16 protein-coding genes are annotated in these 16,301 nt (G+C 61.9%); 5 read left to right on the forward strand and 11 right to left on the reverse strand.

What is annotated here, in order from left to right:
* Positions 1–176: 176 nt before the first annotated feature.
* The 4 genes from murB (at position 177) to I2I01_RS05070 (ending at position 5,647) form a co-directional block, all read left to right on the forward strand.
* Positions 177–1,211, forward strand: a complete 1,035-nt coding sequence (gene murB / locus I2I01_RS05055) for a UDP-N-acetylmuramate dehydrogenase (RefSeq protein ID WP_196285318.1) — start codon at positions 177–179, stop codon at positions 1,209–1,211.
* Positions 1,212–1,330: 119 nt separating this feature from the next.
* Positions 1,331–2,335: a fibronectin type III domain-containing protein gene (locus I2I01_RS05060; protein WP_196285319.1), complete on the forward strand. Its 1,005-nt coding sequence runs from the start codon at positions 1,331–1,333 to the stop codon at positions 2,333–2,335.
* A gap of 120 nt (positions 2,336–2,455) precedes the next feature.
* Positions 2,456–4,837 carry a phospholipase D-like domain-containing protein gene (locus I2I01_RS05065; RefSeq protein WP_196285320.1) on the forward strand — a complete coding sequence of 794 codons (2,382 nt, stop codon included), beginning with the start codon at positions 2,456–2,458 and terminating at the stop codon, positions 4,835–4,837.
* A 117-nt stretch (positions 4,838–4,954) separates the two neighbouring features.
* Positions 4,955–5,647, forward strand: coding sequence for a DUF4919 domain-containing protein (locus I2I01_RS05070; protein WP_196285321.1), 693 nt, complete (start codon positions 4,955–4,957; stop codon positions 5,645–5,647).
* A gap of 22 nt (positions 5,648–5,669) precedes the next feature.
* On the opposite strand, the gene I2I01_RS05075 is transcribed toward I2I01_RS05070, so the two are convergent.
* The 9 genes from I2I01_RS05075 to I2I01_RS05115 all read right to left on the reverse strand — a co-directional run bounded on the left by I2I01_RS05075 (position 5,670) and on the right by I2I01_RS05115 (position 14,145).
* Entirely contained in the window at positions 5,670–6,272 is a 603-nt protein-coding gene (locus tag I2I01_RS05075) for a CDP-alcohol phosphatidyltransferase family protein (protein WP_196285322.1), read from the reverse strand.
* A 34-nt stretch (positions 6,273–6,306) separates the two neighbouring features.
* Positions 6,307–6,747: an inner membrane protein YiaA gene (yiaA, locus tag I2I01_RS05080; protein WP_196285323.1), complete on the reverse strand. Its 441-nt coding sequence runs from the start codon at positions 6,745–6,747 to the stop codon at positions 6,307–6,309.
* A 257-nt stretch (positions 6,748–7,004) separates the two neighbouring features.
* Positions 7,005–9,446: an endonuclease MutS2 gene (locus I2I01_RS05085; RefSeq protein ID WP_196285324.1), complete on the reverse strand. Its 2,442-nt coding sequence runs from the start codon at positions 9,444–9,446 to the stop codon at positions 7,005–7,007.
* 103 nt (positions 9,447–9,549) lie between these two features.
* Positions 9,550–10,224 (reverse strand): hypothetical protein, encoded by a 675-nt coding sequence (locus tag I2I01_RS05090; protein ID WP_196285325.1) that lies wholly within the window; start codon positions 10,222–10,224, stop codon positions 9,550–9,552.
* 30 nt (positions 10,225–10,254) lie between these two features.
* Positions 10,255–11,019, reverse strand: a complete 765-nt coding sequence (locus I2I01_RS05095) for a hypothetical protein (protein ID WP_196285326.1) — start codon at positions 11,017–11,019, stop codon at positions 10,255–10,257.
* Between the two features lie 156 nt (positions 11,020–11,175).
* Positions 11,176–11,553 carry a DUF3592 domain-containing protein gene (locus I2I01_RS05100; RefSeq protein WP_196285327.1) on the reverse strand — a complete coding sequence of 126 codons (378 nt, stop codon included), beginning with the start codon at positions 11,551–11,553 and terminating at the stop codon, positions 11,176–11,178.
* A 97-nt stretch (positions 11,554–11,650) separates the two neighbouring features.
* A complete protein-coding gene (locus tag I2I01_RS05105; protein WP_196285328.1) occupies positions 11,651–12,151 on the reverse strand; it encodes a hypothetical protein in 501 nt (166 codons plus the stop codon).
* 136 nt (positions 12,152–12,287) lie between these two features.
* Positions 12,288–13,040, reverse strand: coding sequence for a TIGR02757 family protein (locus I2I01_RS05110; RefSeq protein WP_211537817.1), 753 nt, complete (start codon positions 13,038–13,040; stop codon positions 12,288–12,290).
* Positions 13,041–13,182: 142 nt separating this feature from the next.
* A complete protein-coding gene (locus I2I01_RS05115) occupies positions 13,183–14,145 on the reverse strand; it encodes a DPBB and LysM peptidoglycan-binding domain-containing protein (RefSeq protein WP_196285330.1) in 963 nt (320 codons plus the stop codon).
* Positions 14,146–14,322: 177 nt separating this feature from the next.
* Here I2I01_RS05115 and kdsB point away from each other — a divergent pair, with 177 nt between their 5' ends.
* Positions 14,323–15,078: a 3-deoxy-manno-octulosonate cytidylyltransferase gene (gene kdsB, locus I2I01_RS05120; protein WP_196285331.1), complete on the forward strand. Its 756-nt coding sequence runs from the start codon at positions 14,323–14,325 to the stop codon at positions 15,076–15,078.
* A gap of 237 nt (positions 15,079–15,315) precedes the next feature.
* Here kdsB and I2I01_RS05125 read toward each other — a convergent pair whose 3' ends face one another.
* Both I2I01_RS05125 and I2I01_RS05130 read right to left on the reverse strand, forming a co-directional pair.
* Positions 15,316–15,744, reverse strand: a complete 429-nt coding sequence (locus tag I2I01_RS05125; RefSeq protein WP_196285332.1) for a DUF1622 domain-containing protein — start codon at positions 15,742–15,744, stop codon at positions 15,316–15,318.
* 9 nt (positions 15,745–15,753) lie between these two features.
* Complete coding sequence (locus I2I01_RS05130; RefSeq protein ID WP_211537818.1) at positions 15,754–16,281, reverse strand: HPP family protein; 528 nt, start codon at positions 16,279–16,281, stop codon at positions 15,754–15,756.
* Positions 16,282–16,301: the final 20 nt, after the last annotated feature.

Consider the following 16,301-nt stretch of genomic DNA (forward strand, 5'->3'; position numbering starts at 1 on the left):
CAAAGCCCACTTTTACCGCACAAAAGACTTCGTTCTAGCACAAAATGTCAACGTATTAGGCACAACGACACCTTGCCGCGTACAACGCTCATCACAGCAGTACAAAATATGCGAGTCCTTTCCGGCTTAAATATGCCTACTGGCAAGGCTGATGCAGGCACCAATACCTTTGCGGCATGGTACTCGAAGAAAACGTCTCCTTACGCCCCTACAACACCTTTGGCCTCGATGTGCGGGCCCGCTACTTTGCCCGCTTCGCTTCGGCCGATGAGTTGCGCCAGCTTCTACGGTTGCCCCAGGTGCAGGCGGCCGACAAGCTCATCCTGGGCGGCGGCTCCAACCTGCTGTTCACCCAGGATTATCCGGGCGTAGTACTCAAAAACGAGATTCGCGGGCTCGAAATCATTTCGGAAGATGCCGACACTCAGACAGCCCTCATTCGCGCCGGGGCCGGCGAAAGCTGGCACGGCCTCGTGGAGTATAGCCTCGACCAGGGCCTGAGCGGGCTCGAAAACCTCTCGCTCATTCCCGGCACGGTGGGCGCCTCACCTTTGCAGAACATCGGGGCATACGGGGCCGAGCTGCGCGATACTTTCGACCACCTCGAAGCGGTGGAAATAGCCACCGGCGCGCTGCGCGTGTTTTCGGCTGGTGAGTGCGGCTTTGGCTACCGCGAAAGCGTGTTCAAGAACACGCTCAAAAACCAGTTTGTGGTCACGGCAGTGGTGTTGCGCCTGCACCGGCAGGCCCGTCCCAACGTGCGCTACGGCGCCATCGCCGAAACCCTGGCCGAACTGGGTATCGAGGGCGAGCCCACGCCGCAAGATGTGAGCCAGGCCGTCATCCACATCCGCCGCAGCAAGCTGCCCGACCCGGCTGAAATTGGCAACGCGGGCTCCTTTTTCAAGAACCCCGAGGTGTCGCAGGCCAAATTTGACCACCTCAAAAGCGAGTACCCCGAGCTGCCCGGCTACCCCGTGCCCGGCGGCGTGAAGGTGCCCGCCGGCTGGCTCATCGAGCGGGCGGGCTGGAAGGGGATGCGGCGTGGCCCCGGCGCGGGCACCCACGGCGTGCACGCCCGCCAGGCCCTGGTGCTCGTGAACCACGGCGGTGCCACCGGCGGCGAAGTGCGCCAGCTGGCCGAGGAGATAATAGCCTCCGTGCGCCAGCAGTTCGGCATCGAGCTACACCCGGAAGTTAATATTTTGTGATTGAATAGCACCGTAACGTTACACATTTTTGAATGGGCTGACGGGCACCAAATGAGGAATTTGTGCCGAACTTTGTCAATAGCACTGCCACCATCGGTCTGCTTTAAATCCCATTTACGATGATGTACCACCTGCTACTCTGCGCCAGCCTGGTCCCCGGCCTGCCGACGCCCCCACCCGCCCCTACCGAACCTACTGCCCCGCCCGTGCTCACCGTGAAAGCGGCCCGCGCGCTGGGGCCCGGCAGCACCGTGACGGTGCGCGCCATCGTGCTCAACGGCCCTGAAATGGGCAACGTCCGCTACGTGCAGGACGCCGAAGCTGGCCTGGCCCTCTACGCCCAGCCGGCCAAGCTGCCGGGCTTCGGCGAGCTGCGCGCCGGCGACAGCATTCAAGTCACCGGCCAGCTCAAGGCCTACAACGGACTGCTGGAAATGGACCCCGTGGCCTCGGTGCACAAGCTGGCCTCGGGCATGCGGCTGCACGCCGTGAAGCTGCCGGTGGCACAGGCTGCCACGGCCTTTGCCGAAGGCTACGAAGGCCGGCTGGTGGAATTCACGGGGGTGACGCGCCTGGCCACGCCGGCCGGCACCCCGGCCACTGCCCTGGCCGGCAACGCCAATTACCTGCTCGACGGCCAGCCGGGCACGCTGGTGCGCGTAATGGCCGCCAGCACCGGCCCCGAGGGCCTGGTGGACGCCAAGCCCCCGACCGAAAAATTCGACCTGCGCGGCATCATGAGCCAGTATGCGCCCAGCGGTGCGGGCGGCTACCAGCTGCTGCCCCGCCTGGCCTCCGACCTGGTGCTGGGCGGTGGCCTGCCCCGCCTCACCGAGGAGCCCGTGCCGGTGAACGTGAGCGCCACGAGCTTTACGGTGGTGTATTCGACGCTGAACCCCGGCGACACCCGCGTGCGCTTCGGCCTCGACCCCAAACAGCTCCGCGAATCGCGCCTCGACGCCACGCCCACCACCCACCACAGCCTCACGCTGAGCGACCTGATACCGGGCACCACTTATTACGTGGAAGTTAGCTCGCGCAACGCGGCCGGGACCGAGACGGCCACGCCGGTGCCCTTCATCACAGCCGGCGGCAAGCGCGGCCGTGCGACAACAAAAAATTAATGCGCGACGGGGGAACGGCCGGCCCAGGCGGCGGGTTCGTTTGGCTGAAATACAGCATCTTTGTATTTCCGTCTACCGCCGACCATTTAAAAATAACCGTTTCGTAAACCTGTTTTTTTCATGAAGAAACTTACTCTGCTGGCGCTGCTGGCGGCGGCCAGCTGCTGGCACACCGTCTCGGCGCAAACTACTGCGATTACCATTGCGGCGGCGCGGGCCCTGGCCCCCACCACCAACGGCACGCAAGGCCCCACCGTGACGGTGCGCGGCATCGTGACGAACGGGGCCGAGCTGGGCTCCTCGGCGAGCATCATCCGCTACATTCAGGACGGCACGGCCGGCATCGGGGTGTACAGCACGGGCGGCGCTTCGGGCGCGCTGGTGTCGCCGCTGGTACCCGGCGACAGCATTGAAGTAACCGGCGGCCTGAAAATGTTCCGTGGCCTGCTCGAAATTGACCCCATCAACTCGCTGACTGTATTGGCCGGCAACCGGCCCGTGCCGGCGCCGGTGGTATTTACGGCTGCCAACGCGGCCAGTGCTTTTGCCGAGCAGTACGAAGGCATGCTGGTGCGCATCAACGGCCTGACGTCGATGACGACGCACCCCACGGCTTGCACCACCTCGGGTTCGCCGGTGTCGGCCTTCGCGGCCAACACCTCGTACCGCCTCAACGGCAACTGCAACTACATCACCTACGTGCCCACCAACTCGACGGGCCCCGACGGCCTGATTGGCAAGCCCAGCCCGACCGGCACGTTCGACGCCATTGGGGTCATGAGCCAGTATTCGTCGTCGGCTACCTCCATCACCGGTGGCTACCAGCTGCTGAACCGCAAGTACAGCGACTTCCTGCAGGGGCTGACGCCGAACCTGACCAACACGCCGGTGCCGACGACCATCACGACCACCAGCCTGACCATCGACTATACCACCCAGAACGCGGGTAACACGCAGCTGGCTTACGCCACCACGGCGGCCGGCCCCTTCACCACCGTGGCCGGCAACACGGCCCTCACCACCTCCCACACCCAGACGCTTTCCGGCCTGCAGCCCGCCACCATCTACTACATCCAGGCGGTGTCGGTGAACAGCGTGGGCCGCTCGGAATCGCGCGTGGTGCCCATGATTACGGCTTCGCTGTCGTCGGGCGTGATTAAGAACTTCTTCAACAACACGGTGGACGCCTCGCTGGCTCTGCCCGGCAACGCGGCCGTGGTTATGCTCAACGGCGCCGCTCCTGATACGCTGGTGCGCTACATCAACCGCGCCACCCAGACGCTGGACATTGCCATCTATAACTGGAACAACGCCACGATTCTGAACGCGGTGAATGCCGCCTTCGCCCGCGGCGTGCGGGTGCGTGTGATTTACGAGGACGACAACGCCAACGTGAGCATCAACAGCCTGAATACCGGCATCCGCCGCATTTCGCGCCCCAACACGGCCGGCAGCACCACCAGCAGCATCATGCACAACAAGTTTGTGATTGTGGATGCCAACAGCACCAACCCCAACGTGCCATGGGTGTGGACGGGCTCAATGAACTGGACCGGCGCCCAGCTCACCACCGACCGCAACAACGTCATCGCCATTCAGGACCAGTCGCTGGCCCGCGTCTACACCGTGGAGTTTGAAGAAATGTGGGGTTCCAACACGGCCACGCCCGGCACCAGCACCTTCGGCTCGCGCAAAACCGACAACACGCCGCACTTCCTGAACATCGGCGGCAAGTCGGTGGAGTCGTACTTCTCGCCCACCGACAACGTGAACGGCCGCCTGCTGCAGGCCATTGCCTCGGCCGATAATGACCTGCACTTCGAGTCCATGCTCATCACCCGCGCCGACCTGGCCCGCGCCATTGCCCTGCAGGTGACGCAGCGCGGCATCGGCACCTGCTCCGACGGCCTCGTGAACGACACCAGCGGCACGGCCGGCTACTCGTTCCGCCTCATGCAGGCCGGGCTGGGCAACCGCCTGCTCATCAAGCGCTCGAACGCCGGCTTCGGCATCATGCACCACAAAACCCTGATTGTGGACGCCGGCGCCAGCCAGTCGGACCCCACGGTGTTCGTGGGCTCGCACAACTGGACGCTTTCGGCTGATACCGAAAACGACGAAAACACCCTCGTGGTGCACGATGGCCGCGTAACCAACCGCTACTACCAGGAATATGCTGCCCGCATTGCCGAGCAAAACGTGAGCGGTGTGACGGTGTGCCGCCTCACCCTGGCCACCAAGGCCGGCACGGTGCAAACCAGCACCATGCAGGTGTACCCCAACCCCGCCCGCGGCAGCTTCAACCTGCGCCTGGCCAGCAGCACCGCCCGCACCGCTACCGTGGTGCTGCGCGACGTGACCGGCCGCGTAGTGCTGACCCAAACCCAGCCCCTGAACGGCACCGACCTATCGGTTGACGCCACGGCGCTGAAATCGGGCCTGTACATGGTGCAGGTGACCACGCCGGAATTCACTCAGGTGAGCCGCGTGGTGGTGCAGTAAGCACTAATTAAGCATTAAAAAAAGGCGGCCTCCTAACGGGAGGCCGCCTTTTTTTGTGTTCGGGTATCATTCAATTATCCCGCCGTTGCGTTTCAGACTCAAAACCCTTTCACTGCTATGAGATTTTTGCTGCTATCCGTTTGCCTGCTGTTCACTTTCCGGGCAATGGGTCAGAAGGTTTCCAACGTTGATTTTGACGAAATCAAGCGCGAAACCACCAACCCTGGCTCGCCCTACTACTTTCCCAAGCAATTGACGCGGCTGCAAGCTTCGGACTCGACCTTGCAGGCGAAGGACTACCATTACCTCTACTACGGGCAGATTTTTCAGCCGAGCTATAACCCAGAAGCTGCTGCTGAAGCATCCGAAGCCTTCACCAAAGCCTTTGCCGCCAAGCAGTACCGCGAAGCCCTGGCGCTGGGTGCCAAAGACCTGCGCGCCCACCCCTTCAACCTGCGTCTCACCACCGAAATGATAGTGTGCGCCAGCCAGGCCAGCGGCCGCCGCCTCGCCCAGCGCTACGCCAACCGCTACTTTGGCCTGCTCCGGGCCCTGCGCAGCAGCGGCGACGGCCACAGCCCCGCCACGGCTTTTGTGGTGCCCACGGTAGACGACGAGTACACCCTGATGGGCTATTACAACCTGGATTTTAGCGAGCAGTCGCGAACGGGCACCACCGATGTCTTCACTTTGAAGCCCATGGCCGAAGCCTCGGCGGGTGATGCCCAGCAGCACTTTAATGGCAATAGAATCTACTTCAATGTCAGTCAGCCGCTGAATTATTTGGGTGGGCTGATTAAAGACAAGTAGCTTTTCTAATTAAGTAATCGTCTCACCCATTCAGCAGCTTGTAGCGCCGGATGGGCCGGCCGCGCCGCAGCTGCCAAGCGTGGTAGGCGGTGGGGACGTCGTTGGTCCACCGCCGCAGCAGAAGCACAATGACCACAATTTCAAGCCGGCTGGCCACGCCAATGCCGAATGAGGCTTGAAATAACCACCCGGCGTCGCCAGTGGTCAATAGCTGAATGAGAGCGGCCAGCGAAACTAGCACCCAGGCCTTAGCGCCCCACGAATGTGTGGCCACCTCCTTGCGAAACCGTAGCAGCGAAACGGCATACGTCAGCCCTTCCAGCAGCACCAGCAGCCAAAGCTGCGCTGTGTGCCGTGCGAAAAAGCCCGGCCAGGCCAGGTAAGTGGCTCCGAGCACCAATACCCAAAAAATCTGGTCAACTGCGGAATCGAGCCGGCGCAGCTTTTCGGTGGAAAGGCTCAGGTGGCGGGCCACGATGCCATCAAACACATCGGTGAGCACGCCCAGGGCCAGCAGCCCCACGGCTAGGGCGGCAAAGTGGGCCACAGCCTGGTAGCTAAGAACCAGCAGCGCCCCGCCGATGACCAGCCGGGAATAGATAAGCAACAGTGGAACTTGCTTCACAGCGGCCTTGGGGCAAAGTGAGCGGCGCGGCAGGCTACTGGGCGAGGTCGGCCGACGTGGGCGGGTTGGCGTGTAGGCTGTCGCGGGTGTTTTTCTGCACGGCAATGGCCCCGAACAAGCTCAGCACGAAGGCCATGCCGTAGAATCCCTTTTCACTCAGCGTGAGCGTGGCATTCCACAAACCGACTGTGAGTAGCAGCACCGTGAGTAGCACCGACACCCAGCTAATGCCGTAATAGAGGTTCGTAACGGGAATGCCTTCGAGGCGGTCGCGCACGCTTTTCTGCACCGAAATGGCGGCGAACAGGCCGTACATCAGCACGGTGAAGTAGTAGCCCTTTTCATTCAGGGCCATTTGCGCATTCCAGAGGCCGATGTTGAAGGCAACGATGCCCAGAAGCAAGGCCACCCAGGAGGCGGCGATGAAGGCCGAAGAAGTTTGCTGAAGGCGCGGGTTGGTGGCAGCGGGACTCATAGGAATTAGGGGGGCAAGGTCGTGGTTATGGCTTGCGACCCACGCGGCGTTGCGTTTTGGCCGAAGCGCTGCAAACGTACTCCCCACCTACTCCCGGCCGCCAGCTGATTTTTGCTTTTTCCAGACTTTTCAGGTTGCTCTCTTGGCTTCCTCGCAGCCTACAAAATACCACAAACAAGAAACCCAGGCCTTATTTTGGCCTGGATTTCTCTTTTTTTCAAGGACATTAGTGGCGTCCCGCCGCCAAGTAAAATACGCTACTTCAGCACGGCAATGGTGACGCCGTCGCCGCCGCGGTCGGCGTGCTCGTCGGCCACGCTGGCCACGGCGCGCTGCGAGCGCAGATAGTCGCGCACCACCTGGCGCAGCACCCCATTGCCGCGGCCGTGAAGGAACTTGATTTCGGGCATGCCCAGCATCACGGCGTCGTCCACGAAGCTCATGGTTTTGGTGAGGGCGTCTTCGGCACGCTCGCCGCGCAGGTCGAGCGTGGGGCTGAAGCCGGCCATGCGGTCGGTGATGTTGAGGCCGTTGCCGCCCCCTCCGCCGCCACCCAGCTTGCCGGCTTTGGCCTTGGCGGCCTGCTCCCGCTCGCGGATTTCGGCGCGGCCCAGCTTTTCGAGCTGGTTCACCTTCACCAAGGTTTTGAGACCGCCGAACAGCACTTCGGCGGTTTTACCTTTCACGCTCACCACCTCGCCGTGGCCTTCCTGCCCGTAGAGGGCCACCTTGTCGCCGGGCTGCAGGCCGCCGGTTTCGGCGCGCTCGCGGGTGGCCTTGGGCTTGGGCGGCTCAATCTGCAACTCCTTCCGCACGAAGTTGTCGAGCTTCTCGCGGGCGGCTTTGTTCACCTCCTTCTCAGCGTTGCCGCGGCGGATTTCGCCAATGGTGGCCTCAATCTGCTGGTTGGTGTTCACCAACAGGGCTTTGGCTTGCTGCTTGGCCGTGCGCAGGGTTTCGATTTTCGTGTCTTCGAGGTGCTGCTTGAGGTCCTGGTATTCCTGGGCGGCCTTCTTGAGTCGACGCTCGGCTTTGGCAGCTTCGGCGGTGCGCTGCTCTAGCTCGGTTTTCTCCTTTTCAAGGCCTTCGAGCAGGCGGTCGTAGCGGATTTTGTCCTTGCCCACCAGCTGCGTGGCGCGCTCCACCACCTCCTTGGGCAGGCCAATTTTGCGGGCTATTTCGATGGCAAACGACGAGCCCGGCTTGCCCACCTCCAGTCGGTAAAGCGGCTGCAGCTTCTCCGGGTCGTAGCGCATGGCCCCGTTGATGAGGTGCGGGGTGCGCTCGGCAAAATTCTTCAGATTAGTGTAGTGCGTGGTGATGACGCCATATACTCTTGCTCTATTCAGCTGGTCGAGCACGGCCTCGGCAATGGCGCCGCCCAGGCTGGGTTCGGTACCGGTGCCGAATTCGTCAATCAGTACCAGGCTTTTCTTGCCGGCCAGGGTCAGGAACTGCTTCATGGCCAGCAAGTGCGAGGAGTAGGTCGACAGGTCATTTTCCAGGCTCTGCTCGTCGCCGATATCCAGGAAAATGTCCTCGAACACGCCGGCTTCGGAGTTGTCGGCACAGGGAATCAGCAGGCCCATTTGCAGCATGAACTGCACCAGGCCCACCGTTTTCAAGCTCACCGACTTACCGCCGGCGTTGGGGCCGGAAATCACCAGAATGCGCTGCTCGTGATTTAGCTCCAGGTCGAGCGGCACCACTTCGCGGGCGTCGCCGTTCTCGCGCTTGTGCTGGGCGAATGCCAGTTGCAGCAGTGGATGGCGCACGCCGTGCCACTTCAGCAGCGGCTTGTTGTGCAGCTTGGGCAACTGGCAGTCGAGCGTGACGGCCAGCCGTGCCTTGGCCCGAATGAAGTCAATCAGCCCGAGGTAGGAATAGGCCTTGCGCAGGTCCGGAATGTGGGGGCGCAACTGGTTGGTGAGGGCCGTAAGGATGCGAATCAGCTCGCGGTGATAGGCGTTGTCGAGGTCCTTGATGTCGTTGTTGAGCTCGAACACCTCGGCCGGCTCGATGTACACGGTCTGGCCCGAGGCCGACTCGTCGTGAATCAGGCCCTTCACCTTTCGCTTGTGCTCGGCAATGACGGGCAGCACCAGGCGGCCGCCCCGAATGGTGGGCTCGGCATCGCCCGGAATCCAACCCTCGGTTTTGGCGTGGCGCAGGATGCCGGCAATCTGGCGGCGCAGCTGGCCTTGGCGGGCAATCAGCTCCTGCCGAATCTGGCGCAGCAGCGGCGAGGCATCGTCGCGCACGCCGCCCTCGTCGTCTACTACTTTGTCCATGGCGGCCAGCAGGTTGCGGTCTACCTGCACGCCGATGCCCAGCAGGCGCAGCGTGGGGTACAGTTCCTCGTCGGCTTGGGTGAAGAAGGTAAGCGCCTCCCGGATGGTGCGCAGGCTCATCTTCACCTCAAAAAACGCGGCCACGTCGAGGTAGGCGCCTGGCAGAGCAGCGCGCTTGAGGTGCACCTTGGCGTCGTGGTAGTGCGAAGCCGGAAAATCGGCCCCGGAGCGCAGCAGGTAGGCGAATTCATCGGCTTGCTGCAGCAGTTTCAGCAGGGGCTCGTGCTTGGTTTGGAACTCCATGCGGGCCACGTACTGCCGGCCCAGGGCCGATAGGCAATTGGCTTCGAGCTGCTCGCGCAGGGTGTTGAAGCCAATTTTTTGTTCAAAGTGTTGGGGTAAAAGCAAGAAGGTAGTCTTTCAGTATTTCGGAAATTGGATACGAAGGTAAACAGCTAAGCGGGCGGGAAGATTCGCCGGTTTATTACTTAAATGTGCCCTATGCTGCCGTCTACCGTTTCCATTGCATGCGGGCATGGCGCCAGGCCAGGGCATAAATAGTGAGCAGCAGACTTGCAAAGAGGAAACCGCCCCAGGTGCCTTCGCTGGCCAGCGGCTGCCCGGCCCGCCAGCCCAGCCACCCCACGAAGGTGGCGAAAACAACCAGCCAAAACGCCCCAGCCGGCCGCTCCAGAAAGCCAAGGTTAGCTATTTGCGGCTGTTGCGGGTGCTGCCGCTGATAGGCTGCCACGATGCTTTCAAAAGCGTTTATCAGCGCCCACATCTTGCCCATGCCCTGCGGGTGTAGCCGGCTGTTGAGGTGAAGGCACAGCGTACGGCCCCGGCGCGGCCTGATGGTTAGGCCGGAGTTAAAATAAGTGCTGTAAGAGACCATGTCGGCAAACGCAAGATGCTGCACGGTGCCAGTTGTCTCGTAGCAGACCGTCAGCCCCGTCTCATCCAGCGTAGCAGTGGCCAGGCTGTAGGCAACTTTTTTGCCCAGCCGCTCTGGCAAAACCCATAAGCCCGCAAACCACAGCCCCAGTCCGACAATGCCCAGCAGCGGATAGAGAGCGGCCGCAAAGCCAATCAGTCCCATTGTCGCCAGCGCTACCACTATGGTAGCAAGTACAAAGCTTGTGGCCTTCCACCGGTTGGTCAGGACGAGAGGGAAGCGTTGCTCCATAAGGCAGTTGGCAGCCCAGCGTAAACTTGACTATTTGGCCTCGGCCGGAGCAGCCGAGTCGTCGGTCTTTTGGTTGCGCCGGTACAGGCCCAGGTACAAAGCCGTGAACGTGAACAAGCGCAACGAAACCGTCCATTCCACACCGGGTACGAGCAGGAGCACCACGCCCAGCGCCATCAGCGCGTAGCACAGCCACGCTAAGGCTCGGCCCAGCCCACTCTGGTAGAAATTGGGGCGATGCAGGCTTTCGGCGGGCGCGCCGGCGTCGGCCACCTGGCCCTGCATCGCCTCGCTCAGGCTGAGGGCATCCACCAGGCCGGGCAGGTTGGCCTCGGCGGCTGAGATGCCGCGCTTGGGGCGGTCGGCCAGCTGCAGCATGGGGCCGTTGGCGCGGTAGAGCTTGATGTGACTGCCGCCCTGCGACAGGATTTCGCCAAAGCCGGTGAAGTCGCCCAAGGGGTATTCGGCCGGGGCCAGGCCGTAGGCTACGCTGCGGTCGCGGGGCTCGAGGCGCAGGGCCGCGGGCGTGAGGGTGGCCAGCACGGGCAACATGCTGCGGCGCAACAGCGGCCAGGCCGCAGCCAGCATCAGTAGGCCGAGCAACAGCAGCCCCCCGCCCCACGCCAGGTTGCCTTCGCTCAGCAACAGGCAGGCGCCAATGAGTACCGGCAGCCCAAACGCCGGGATAAGGATGCCAGCCAGCATCAGGCCCATGCGCACCAGCACGAGGTGACTCCGCAAGGTGGTGGGCTGGGTGGCAATTGATTCAGCAGTAGCGGGTAGCGGTGCGCTCATAGCAGATAACGTTGGGGTGAGAGGGCAGCCAAATTATCTGTCTGTCAGTGAAAAAGCAAATTGCGGTAGCGGGCCCGAGCGGCACAGGGTGAAGACCATGCCCAGATTTTATTCCCAGAGCGGGGACAAGAGTCAAATATGCGCCCGGCCGAAATCTCAGGTAGCTTTTGCGGCGCGATATACTTTGAAAAAAAGTCCAGCCATTAGGAGAGCACCGCCCGCCACAAGGGCGTGTACAGTCCAAGTGTTTCGCTCCCACTTATCGTCCATCATTGCCACCTGGGGTGCGGCAGCCGCATAGAGCACGGGCACCAAGTCGTTGAGCTGGTGCCGCTGGTCGTTGCTCGTGAACCGGTTGGTGACTTGGTAGTGGGTGTGGCCCACGGCGTATTCTACCGTGTAGATGGTTGCAGCGTACCAGCCTCGCTGGTAAAAAACATCGACCACTTTGCCCTGAGTGCGGGTCCCGTTGGAAAGTAGTGCATTGGCAAACCGAAAATCCTGCCACGACAAATAAGCCAAGAAGAGCGCCACGGCAAGCAGCAAAAAGCAGGAATACAGGAGCCAGCGAGGCGCTACTGGATGGTTTGGTTTCATGCCGGGTGCACTTGTGCGGCCGCGTTCCGGAGAGTTATTCCCCATCAGAAGAAAATGGCTTTAGGTCCAGAATAACGGCCCGACGCGGCAATGCAAGCGACTGTTTGCTTGCATGTTCCAAATCAGCAACTTCATAAACAAGCACTTGTTCGTGCTCCCCACTTTCCCCGCTGTAAGTAAAATGCAGCCGTGTATTCTTAGCAAGTAGCGGCGCAAAGGCTGCGGTTCCGGGGCTTGCGTCGTTGCAGGTGGCCAGCACAGTATCGCGGGCGTCAACCGTTAGGCATTGGTCGAATATTCGGACACTATAGTTCCGGTGGTTAACAGAATCAACGGTGAATTTTGGCTGGCCTTGGGTGTAGTGGCCGAAGGTTTGCGTTGCACTCGCCCCCACCCAGTAGAACAGCGCCCCACTTTCAATCGGGTCGTCTGCAGGCCGGGACTTGCGACCGGCAGCGCCGCTGTCTTGGTGTGATTGACATGCGACCACCGCCAGCGGCATCAGGCAAAGGAGACGCAGGGCATAACGGAGCATAGCGCGCAAGATATTTTCTTCGACCATTTGGCCCAAGCTGCCGCTAGCCGCCCCAAATGCTTAATGTGCAGGCAAATTAAATTTGAGGCACCAGACTAGCTGGTGTGTAGCACGCGCGCCAGCGACGCCATTTGCCCTACTTATCCACCCCCGCCCCAAACAGCGCGAAGTCATATTTCACCGGGTCGGCGGGGTCGAGTTGGCGCAGGTTGGCGGTGAGTTCTTCGGCAGCTTCCCAGTCCACGAGTTTGCGGGTGAGCAGGCCCAGGGGGCGGGCCTGCCGCTCCACGTGCAGGTCGATGGGCATGATGAGGTCGGCGGGCGAGAGGCGCGTCCAGAGGCCGAAGTCTACGCCGTGGTCATCGCGGCGCACCAGCCAGCGCAAGTACATGTTCACGCGCTTGCAGGCCGATTTGCGGGCCGGCGTGGCCACGTGCTTGCGGGTGCGCTGGGGTGCATCGGGCAGGCTAAAGAAGCGGTTGTGGAAGTTGATGAGCCGCTCGCGCTGTGAGTGCCCCACCAGAAACGCGGTTTCCAGCGAATCGTGCTGCCGGTACCAGTCGCGCAGAAACTCCACGAAATACAGCAAGTCGGTGTCGCAAAACGTGCGGTGGCAGAAACCCAGCAGGCGCTTGAGGTCCTCGTCCTGGTGCTGCGTCACGAACTGGTAGGGCGTGTCGTCCATGCGGCGCAGCAGCTCGTTGCACTTGTTGATGATGGTGGGCCGCTGCCCCCAGGCCAGCAGTGCCGCAAACAGGGCCGAAATCTCAATATCCTGCTTCTGGGTGAAGCGGTGCGGGATTTGAATGGGGTCGTTCTTAATGAAATCGGGCCGGTTGTAGCGCTCGTACTGGGCGTCGAGTTGGCGGCGGAGTTGGGCGATGTTCAACGAGGTAAGTATAAATGCATGAAATAACACGCCTGTCATCCTGAGCGCAGCGAAGGACCTTCTAACGGCTGAACTGTCGTTCCAACGTAAGAAGGTCCTTCGCTGCGCTCAGGATGACAGGCGTGTTATAATGACAACCGCCCTACTGCGGAATGTAGTTCGTCTCCACCCGGAAACGGGCATCGGAGGTGCCTAGCTTCTGCACGGCGCGGGGCGAGAGGCGCACCAGAATGTTGTTGTTCTCTCCCGTATCGGGCAGCTTGCCGATTACGCGCACATACACCGACAGACCATTCATGCTGTTTTTCACCTGCATGATGGTGCCCACCGGCGCGGTTTTGTGCAGCGCCAGGTACTTGTCGGTCACGTTGTTTTCGATGGACGCGCCCAGGCCATTTTCCACCACGCGGGAGAGCAGCTCGCCGGCGCGGGTAGGCGTGCGCTCGGTTTTTTCCTCGCGCTCTTCGCGCTTTTCTTCTTTCTCTTTCTCAGCCGGTGCCGTAGAGGTCACAGTAGCAATTTGCGCGGGCTTGTCGGGAGCCGGCGGGGGCGTTTTGGCCACCGTGGTGGTGGGCACGGCCTCCACCTCGGCGGCGCGCACTGGTGCAGCCGCGGGCTCGGCCGTGGCGCTGCTGCCCGAGAGCACCAGCTGCTGGCCCACGCGCACCGCACCGCCGGCGGGCAGCTTGTTCAGGCGAATGAGTTCGTCGGGCGTGAGCTGGTACTTGCGGGCAATGCCAAACAGCGTTTCGCCCTTGGCCACGGTGTGGCGGGCGGGCACAACAACAGCAGCGGGTGCGGTAGCCTTGCTGGCCGTCGTTGCCGCAGCCGTTTTGCCGGCTGCCGGGCGCGGCACGTACACGATTTGGCCAATGCCCAGGCCGTTTTTAATCTGCGGGTTGGCCGCCGTGAGCTGGTCGAGGCTGACGTGGTAGCGGCGGGTGAGGGCGGTGAGGGTTTCGCCGGCCGTCACGCGGTGCTTCACGAAGCGCTGGCCGCCGCGCATCTCCACGCCAATAGAATCGGTGGGCGCAGCCTTGGCAGCTGAGCCCTTGCCCGGGCCGCCGAGGGCCAGCACCGTGAATAACGAAAGAAGTACAGTCATAAAATCAACCTGGCAAAATCAGCGCCACTCCAGCAAAAACCGATTGGGTGGGCAGTTGAGGCAAAATAACGCAAAAACCAGCGGGTAATTGGCCGCGCCCCGAAAGCATTTCAAGTTAAAGCCGTGGTTTGCCCCCTATTTTTGGTGCTTTCACCGGATTTTATCTTCGCGCTCCGCATGGTTCTTGGCCTTATTCCCGCCCGTTTTGCCTCCACCCGCCTGCCCGGCAAGCCCCTCGTCGACCTGGGCGGGCGCAGCATGATTCGGCGCGTGGTGGAGCAGGCCCGGCAGGCCAACCTGGCCCGCGTGGTGGTGGCCACCGACGACGCCCGCATCCAGCAGCACGTGCAGGAATTCGGCGGCGAGGCCGTGCTCACCCGCCCCGACCACCCCAGCGGAACCGACCGCCTGTGGGAAGCCTTCCAGCAGCTGGGCAGCCCGGCCGACGTGCATTGCATCGTCAACATCCAGGGCGACGAGCCCTTCATTCACCCCGGCCAAATCAACGCCCTGGCCGACCTGTTTGCCGACGCCGCCACCGCACCCGACATCGCCACGCTGGTCAAACCCGTGCTGACGGACGAGGAGTTGTTCAGCCCGCACCTGCCCAAGGTGGTGCTCAATCAGCTGGGCCACGCCATGTATTTCAGCCGCCACCCCCTGCCCTACCAGCGGGGCCGCGTGCCCGAGGAGTGGCTGGCGCACCACCGCTACCTGCGCCACCTGGGCCTCTACGCCTACAAGCCCACCGTGCTGGAGCAGCTCACCCGCCTGCCCGTGTCGCCCCTCGAATCCGCCGAGAGCCTGGAACAGTTGCGCTGGCTCGAAGCCGGCTTCCGCATCCAATGCGCCGAAACCGAGCTCGAAGCCTTCGGCATCGACACGCCGGAGGACGCTGAGCGGGCAAAGGAGCGGTTGAGAAATGAGAAGTGAGAAGTGAGAAGTGAGAAAAGAAACGTCCTGCTGAGCGCAGCCGAAGCATCTCTACCACTTCGTCTGTCATTCTGAGCATTCTGCGGCTCAAGCAGAGACGAAGGACCTTATCACGTCAGTCCGAATCGTTCAGCGGGGAGAAGATGCTTCGCAAGCTCAGCATGACAATCGAATGGATTACTGCTGGGGCAGAGATGCTTCGACTGCGCTCAGCAGGACGTGCTGTCTTCTACTCTTTCATTTATCAGCCCGCTCCACCACCGCTTTTTCGGGTGTGGTTTCACGGCGCTCCTCGCGCATTTCGCGGGAGAGGAAGTAGTTCAATGCCGTCCGGATGACGGCAATGGCGCCCAATTTGCCTATTTGCTCCCAACTCGGCGCAATTGCCGTAGAGAGAATATCTGCCCCCAGTTGAAACTCCAGCGCCAGGGCTAGGTAACGCGCCAACGCCAACCGGATGGCCGTAAAATCAGCCGTCTGTCGTTTGAGCAGCGCTTTCAACAGCAGCCAGCCAGCGCTGAGAATGCCCAGCACAATGATGGTGGCCCCCACCGCTTCCACTCCCAGCTTCAGCCACTGCACGGCGTTGATGACGGTGTCTTCGGCCTGGCCGTGTAAGGAGGTCACGTCGCGGGCTGTTTCGGGCAGGGCGGGTAGCTGTGGCATGGCAGTAAATTAGAACGAAGGCAAGGACGCGGCGCGCGTGAGCCGGCCCAACACGTAGGCCGAGCCGCGTTGCACGGCCAGCAGCACCAGCACCAAGCCCACGGCCAGCCCAAACAACAGCAAATTACCTTCGCCCGCGCCGGCGCGGAATGCAAAATTCAACGCCGTGGCCACGGCCGGCGGGTGCATGGCATCGGCGGCTATCATCACCCCAATCACGCTCAGGAGCGCCAGAGCCGCTCCAAGGTAGCCCGGCCCCAGCCAGGCATGAAACGCAAAACCCAGAATTGCCCCCGACAGCTGGCTAATCACCAGCGTGCGCCCGCTATTGGTGGGATGCCCAGGGTCGAGGTAAATCAAAAAGCAACTCGACGCCAGCGAGGCAAACAGGAGCTGCTGGTTACTCAGGAGTTTGAGCAGCCAGAGCAAGCCCAGCACCGTAATTACTGGCAGCACCGCCAGTAATAACTCGCCGCGCCGGCTCAGCAGCCGACGGGCCGACGAATTAATGGGAGCAGGCGCGGGCAACTCGGGCATGAGCATCAAGTGTAAAGCCC

Origin of the sequence: Hymenobacter properus (genome assembly GCF_015694735.1) — a bacterium.
Classification (GTDB): domain Bacteria; phylum Bacteroidota; class Bacteroidia; order Cytophagales; family Hymenobacteraceae; genus Hymenobacter; species Hymenobacter properus.

Excerpts from the sequence above, each read along its gene's own strand:
- murB (WP_196285318.1), top strand. The coding sequence starts at position 177 with ATGGTACTCGAAGAAAACGTCTCCTTACGCCCCTACAACACCTTTGGC.
- I2I01_RS05060 (WP_196285319.1), top strand. The coding sequence starts at position 1,331 with ATGATGTACCACCTGCTACTCTGCGCCAGCCTGGTCCCCGGCCTGCCG.
- I2I01_RS05065 (WP_196285320.1), top strand. The coding sequence starts at position 2,456 with ATGAAGAAACTTACTCTGCTGGCGCTGCTGGCGGCGGCCAGCTGCTGG.
- I2I01_RS05070 (WP_196285321.1), top strand. The coding sequence starts at position 4,955 with ATGAGATTTTTGCTGCTATCCGTTTGCCTGCTGTTCACTTTCCGGGCA.
- yiaA (WP_196285323.1), bottom strand. The coding sequence starts at position 6,747 with ATGAGTCCCGCTGCCACCAACCCGCGCCTTCAGCAAACTTCTTCGGCC.
- I2I01_RS05090 (WP_196285325.1), bottom strand. The coding sequence starts at position 10,224 with ATGGAGCAACGCTTCCCTCTCGTCCTGACCAACCGGTGGAAGGCCACA.
- I2I01_RS05095 (WP_196285326.1), bottom strand. The coding sequence starts at position 11,019 with ATGAGCGCACCGCTACCCGCTACTGCTGAATCAATTGCCACCCAGCCC.
- I2I01_RS05105 (WP_196285328.1), bottom strand. The coding sequence starts at position 12,151 with ATGCTCCGTTATGCCCTGCGTCTCCTTTGCCTGATGCCGCTGGCGGTG.
- I2I01_RS05115 (WP_196285330.1), bottom strand. The coding sequence starts at position 14,145 with ATGACTGTACTTCTTTCGTTATTCACGGTGCTGGCCCTCGGCGGCCCG.
- kdsB (WP_196285331.1), top strand. The coding sequence starts at position 14,323 with ATGGTTCTTGGCCTTATTCCCGCCCGTTTTGCCTCCACCCGCCTGCCC.
- I2I01_RS05125 (WP_196285332.1), bottom strand. The coding sequence starts at position 15,744 with ATGCCACAGCTACCCGCCCTGCCCGAAACAGCCCGCGACGTGACCTCC.
- I2I01_RS05130 (WP_211537818.1), bottom strand. The coding sequence starts at position 16,281 with ATGCCCGAGTTGCCCGCGCCTGCTCCCATTAATTCGTCGGCCCGTCGG.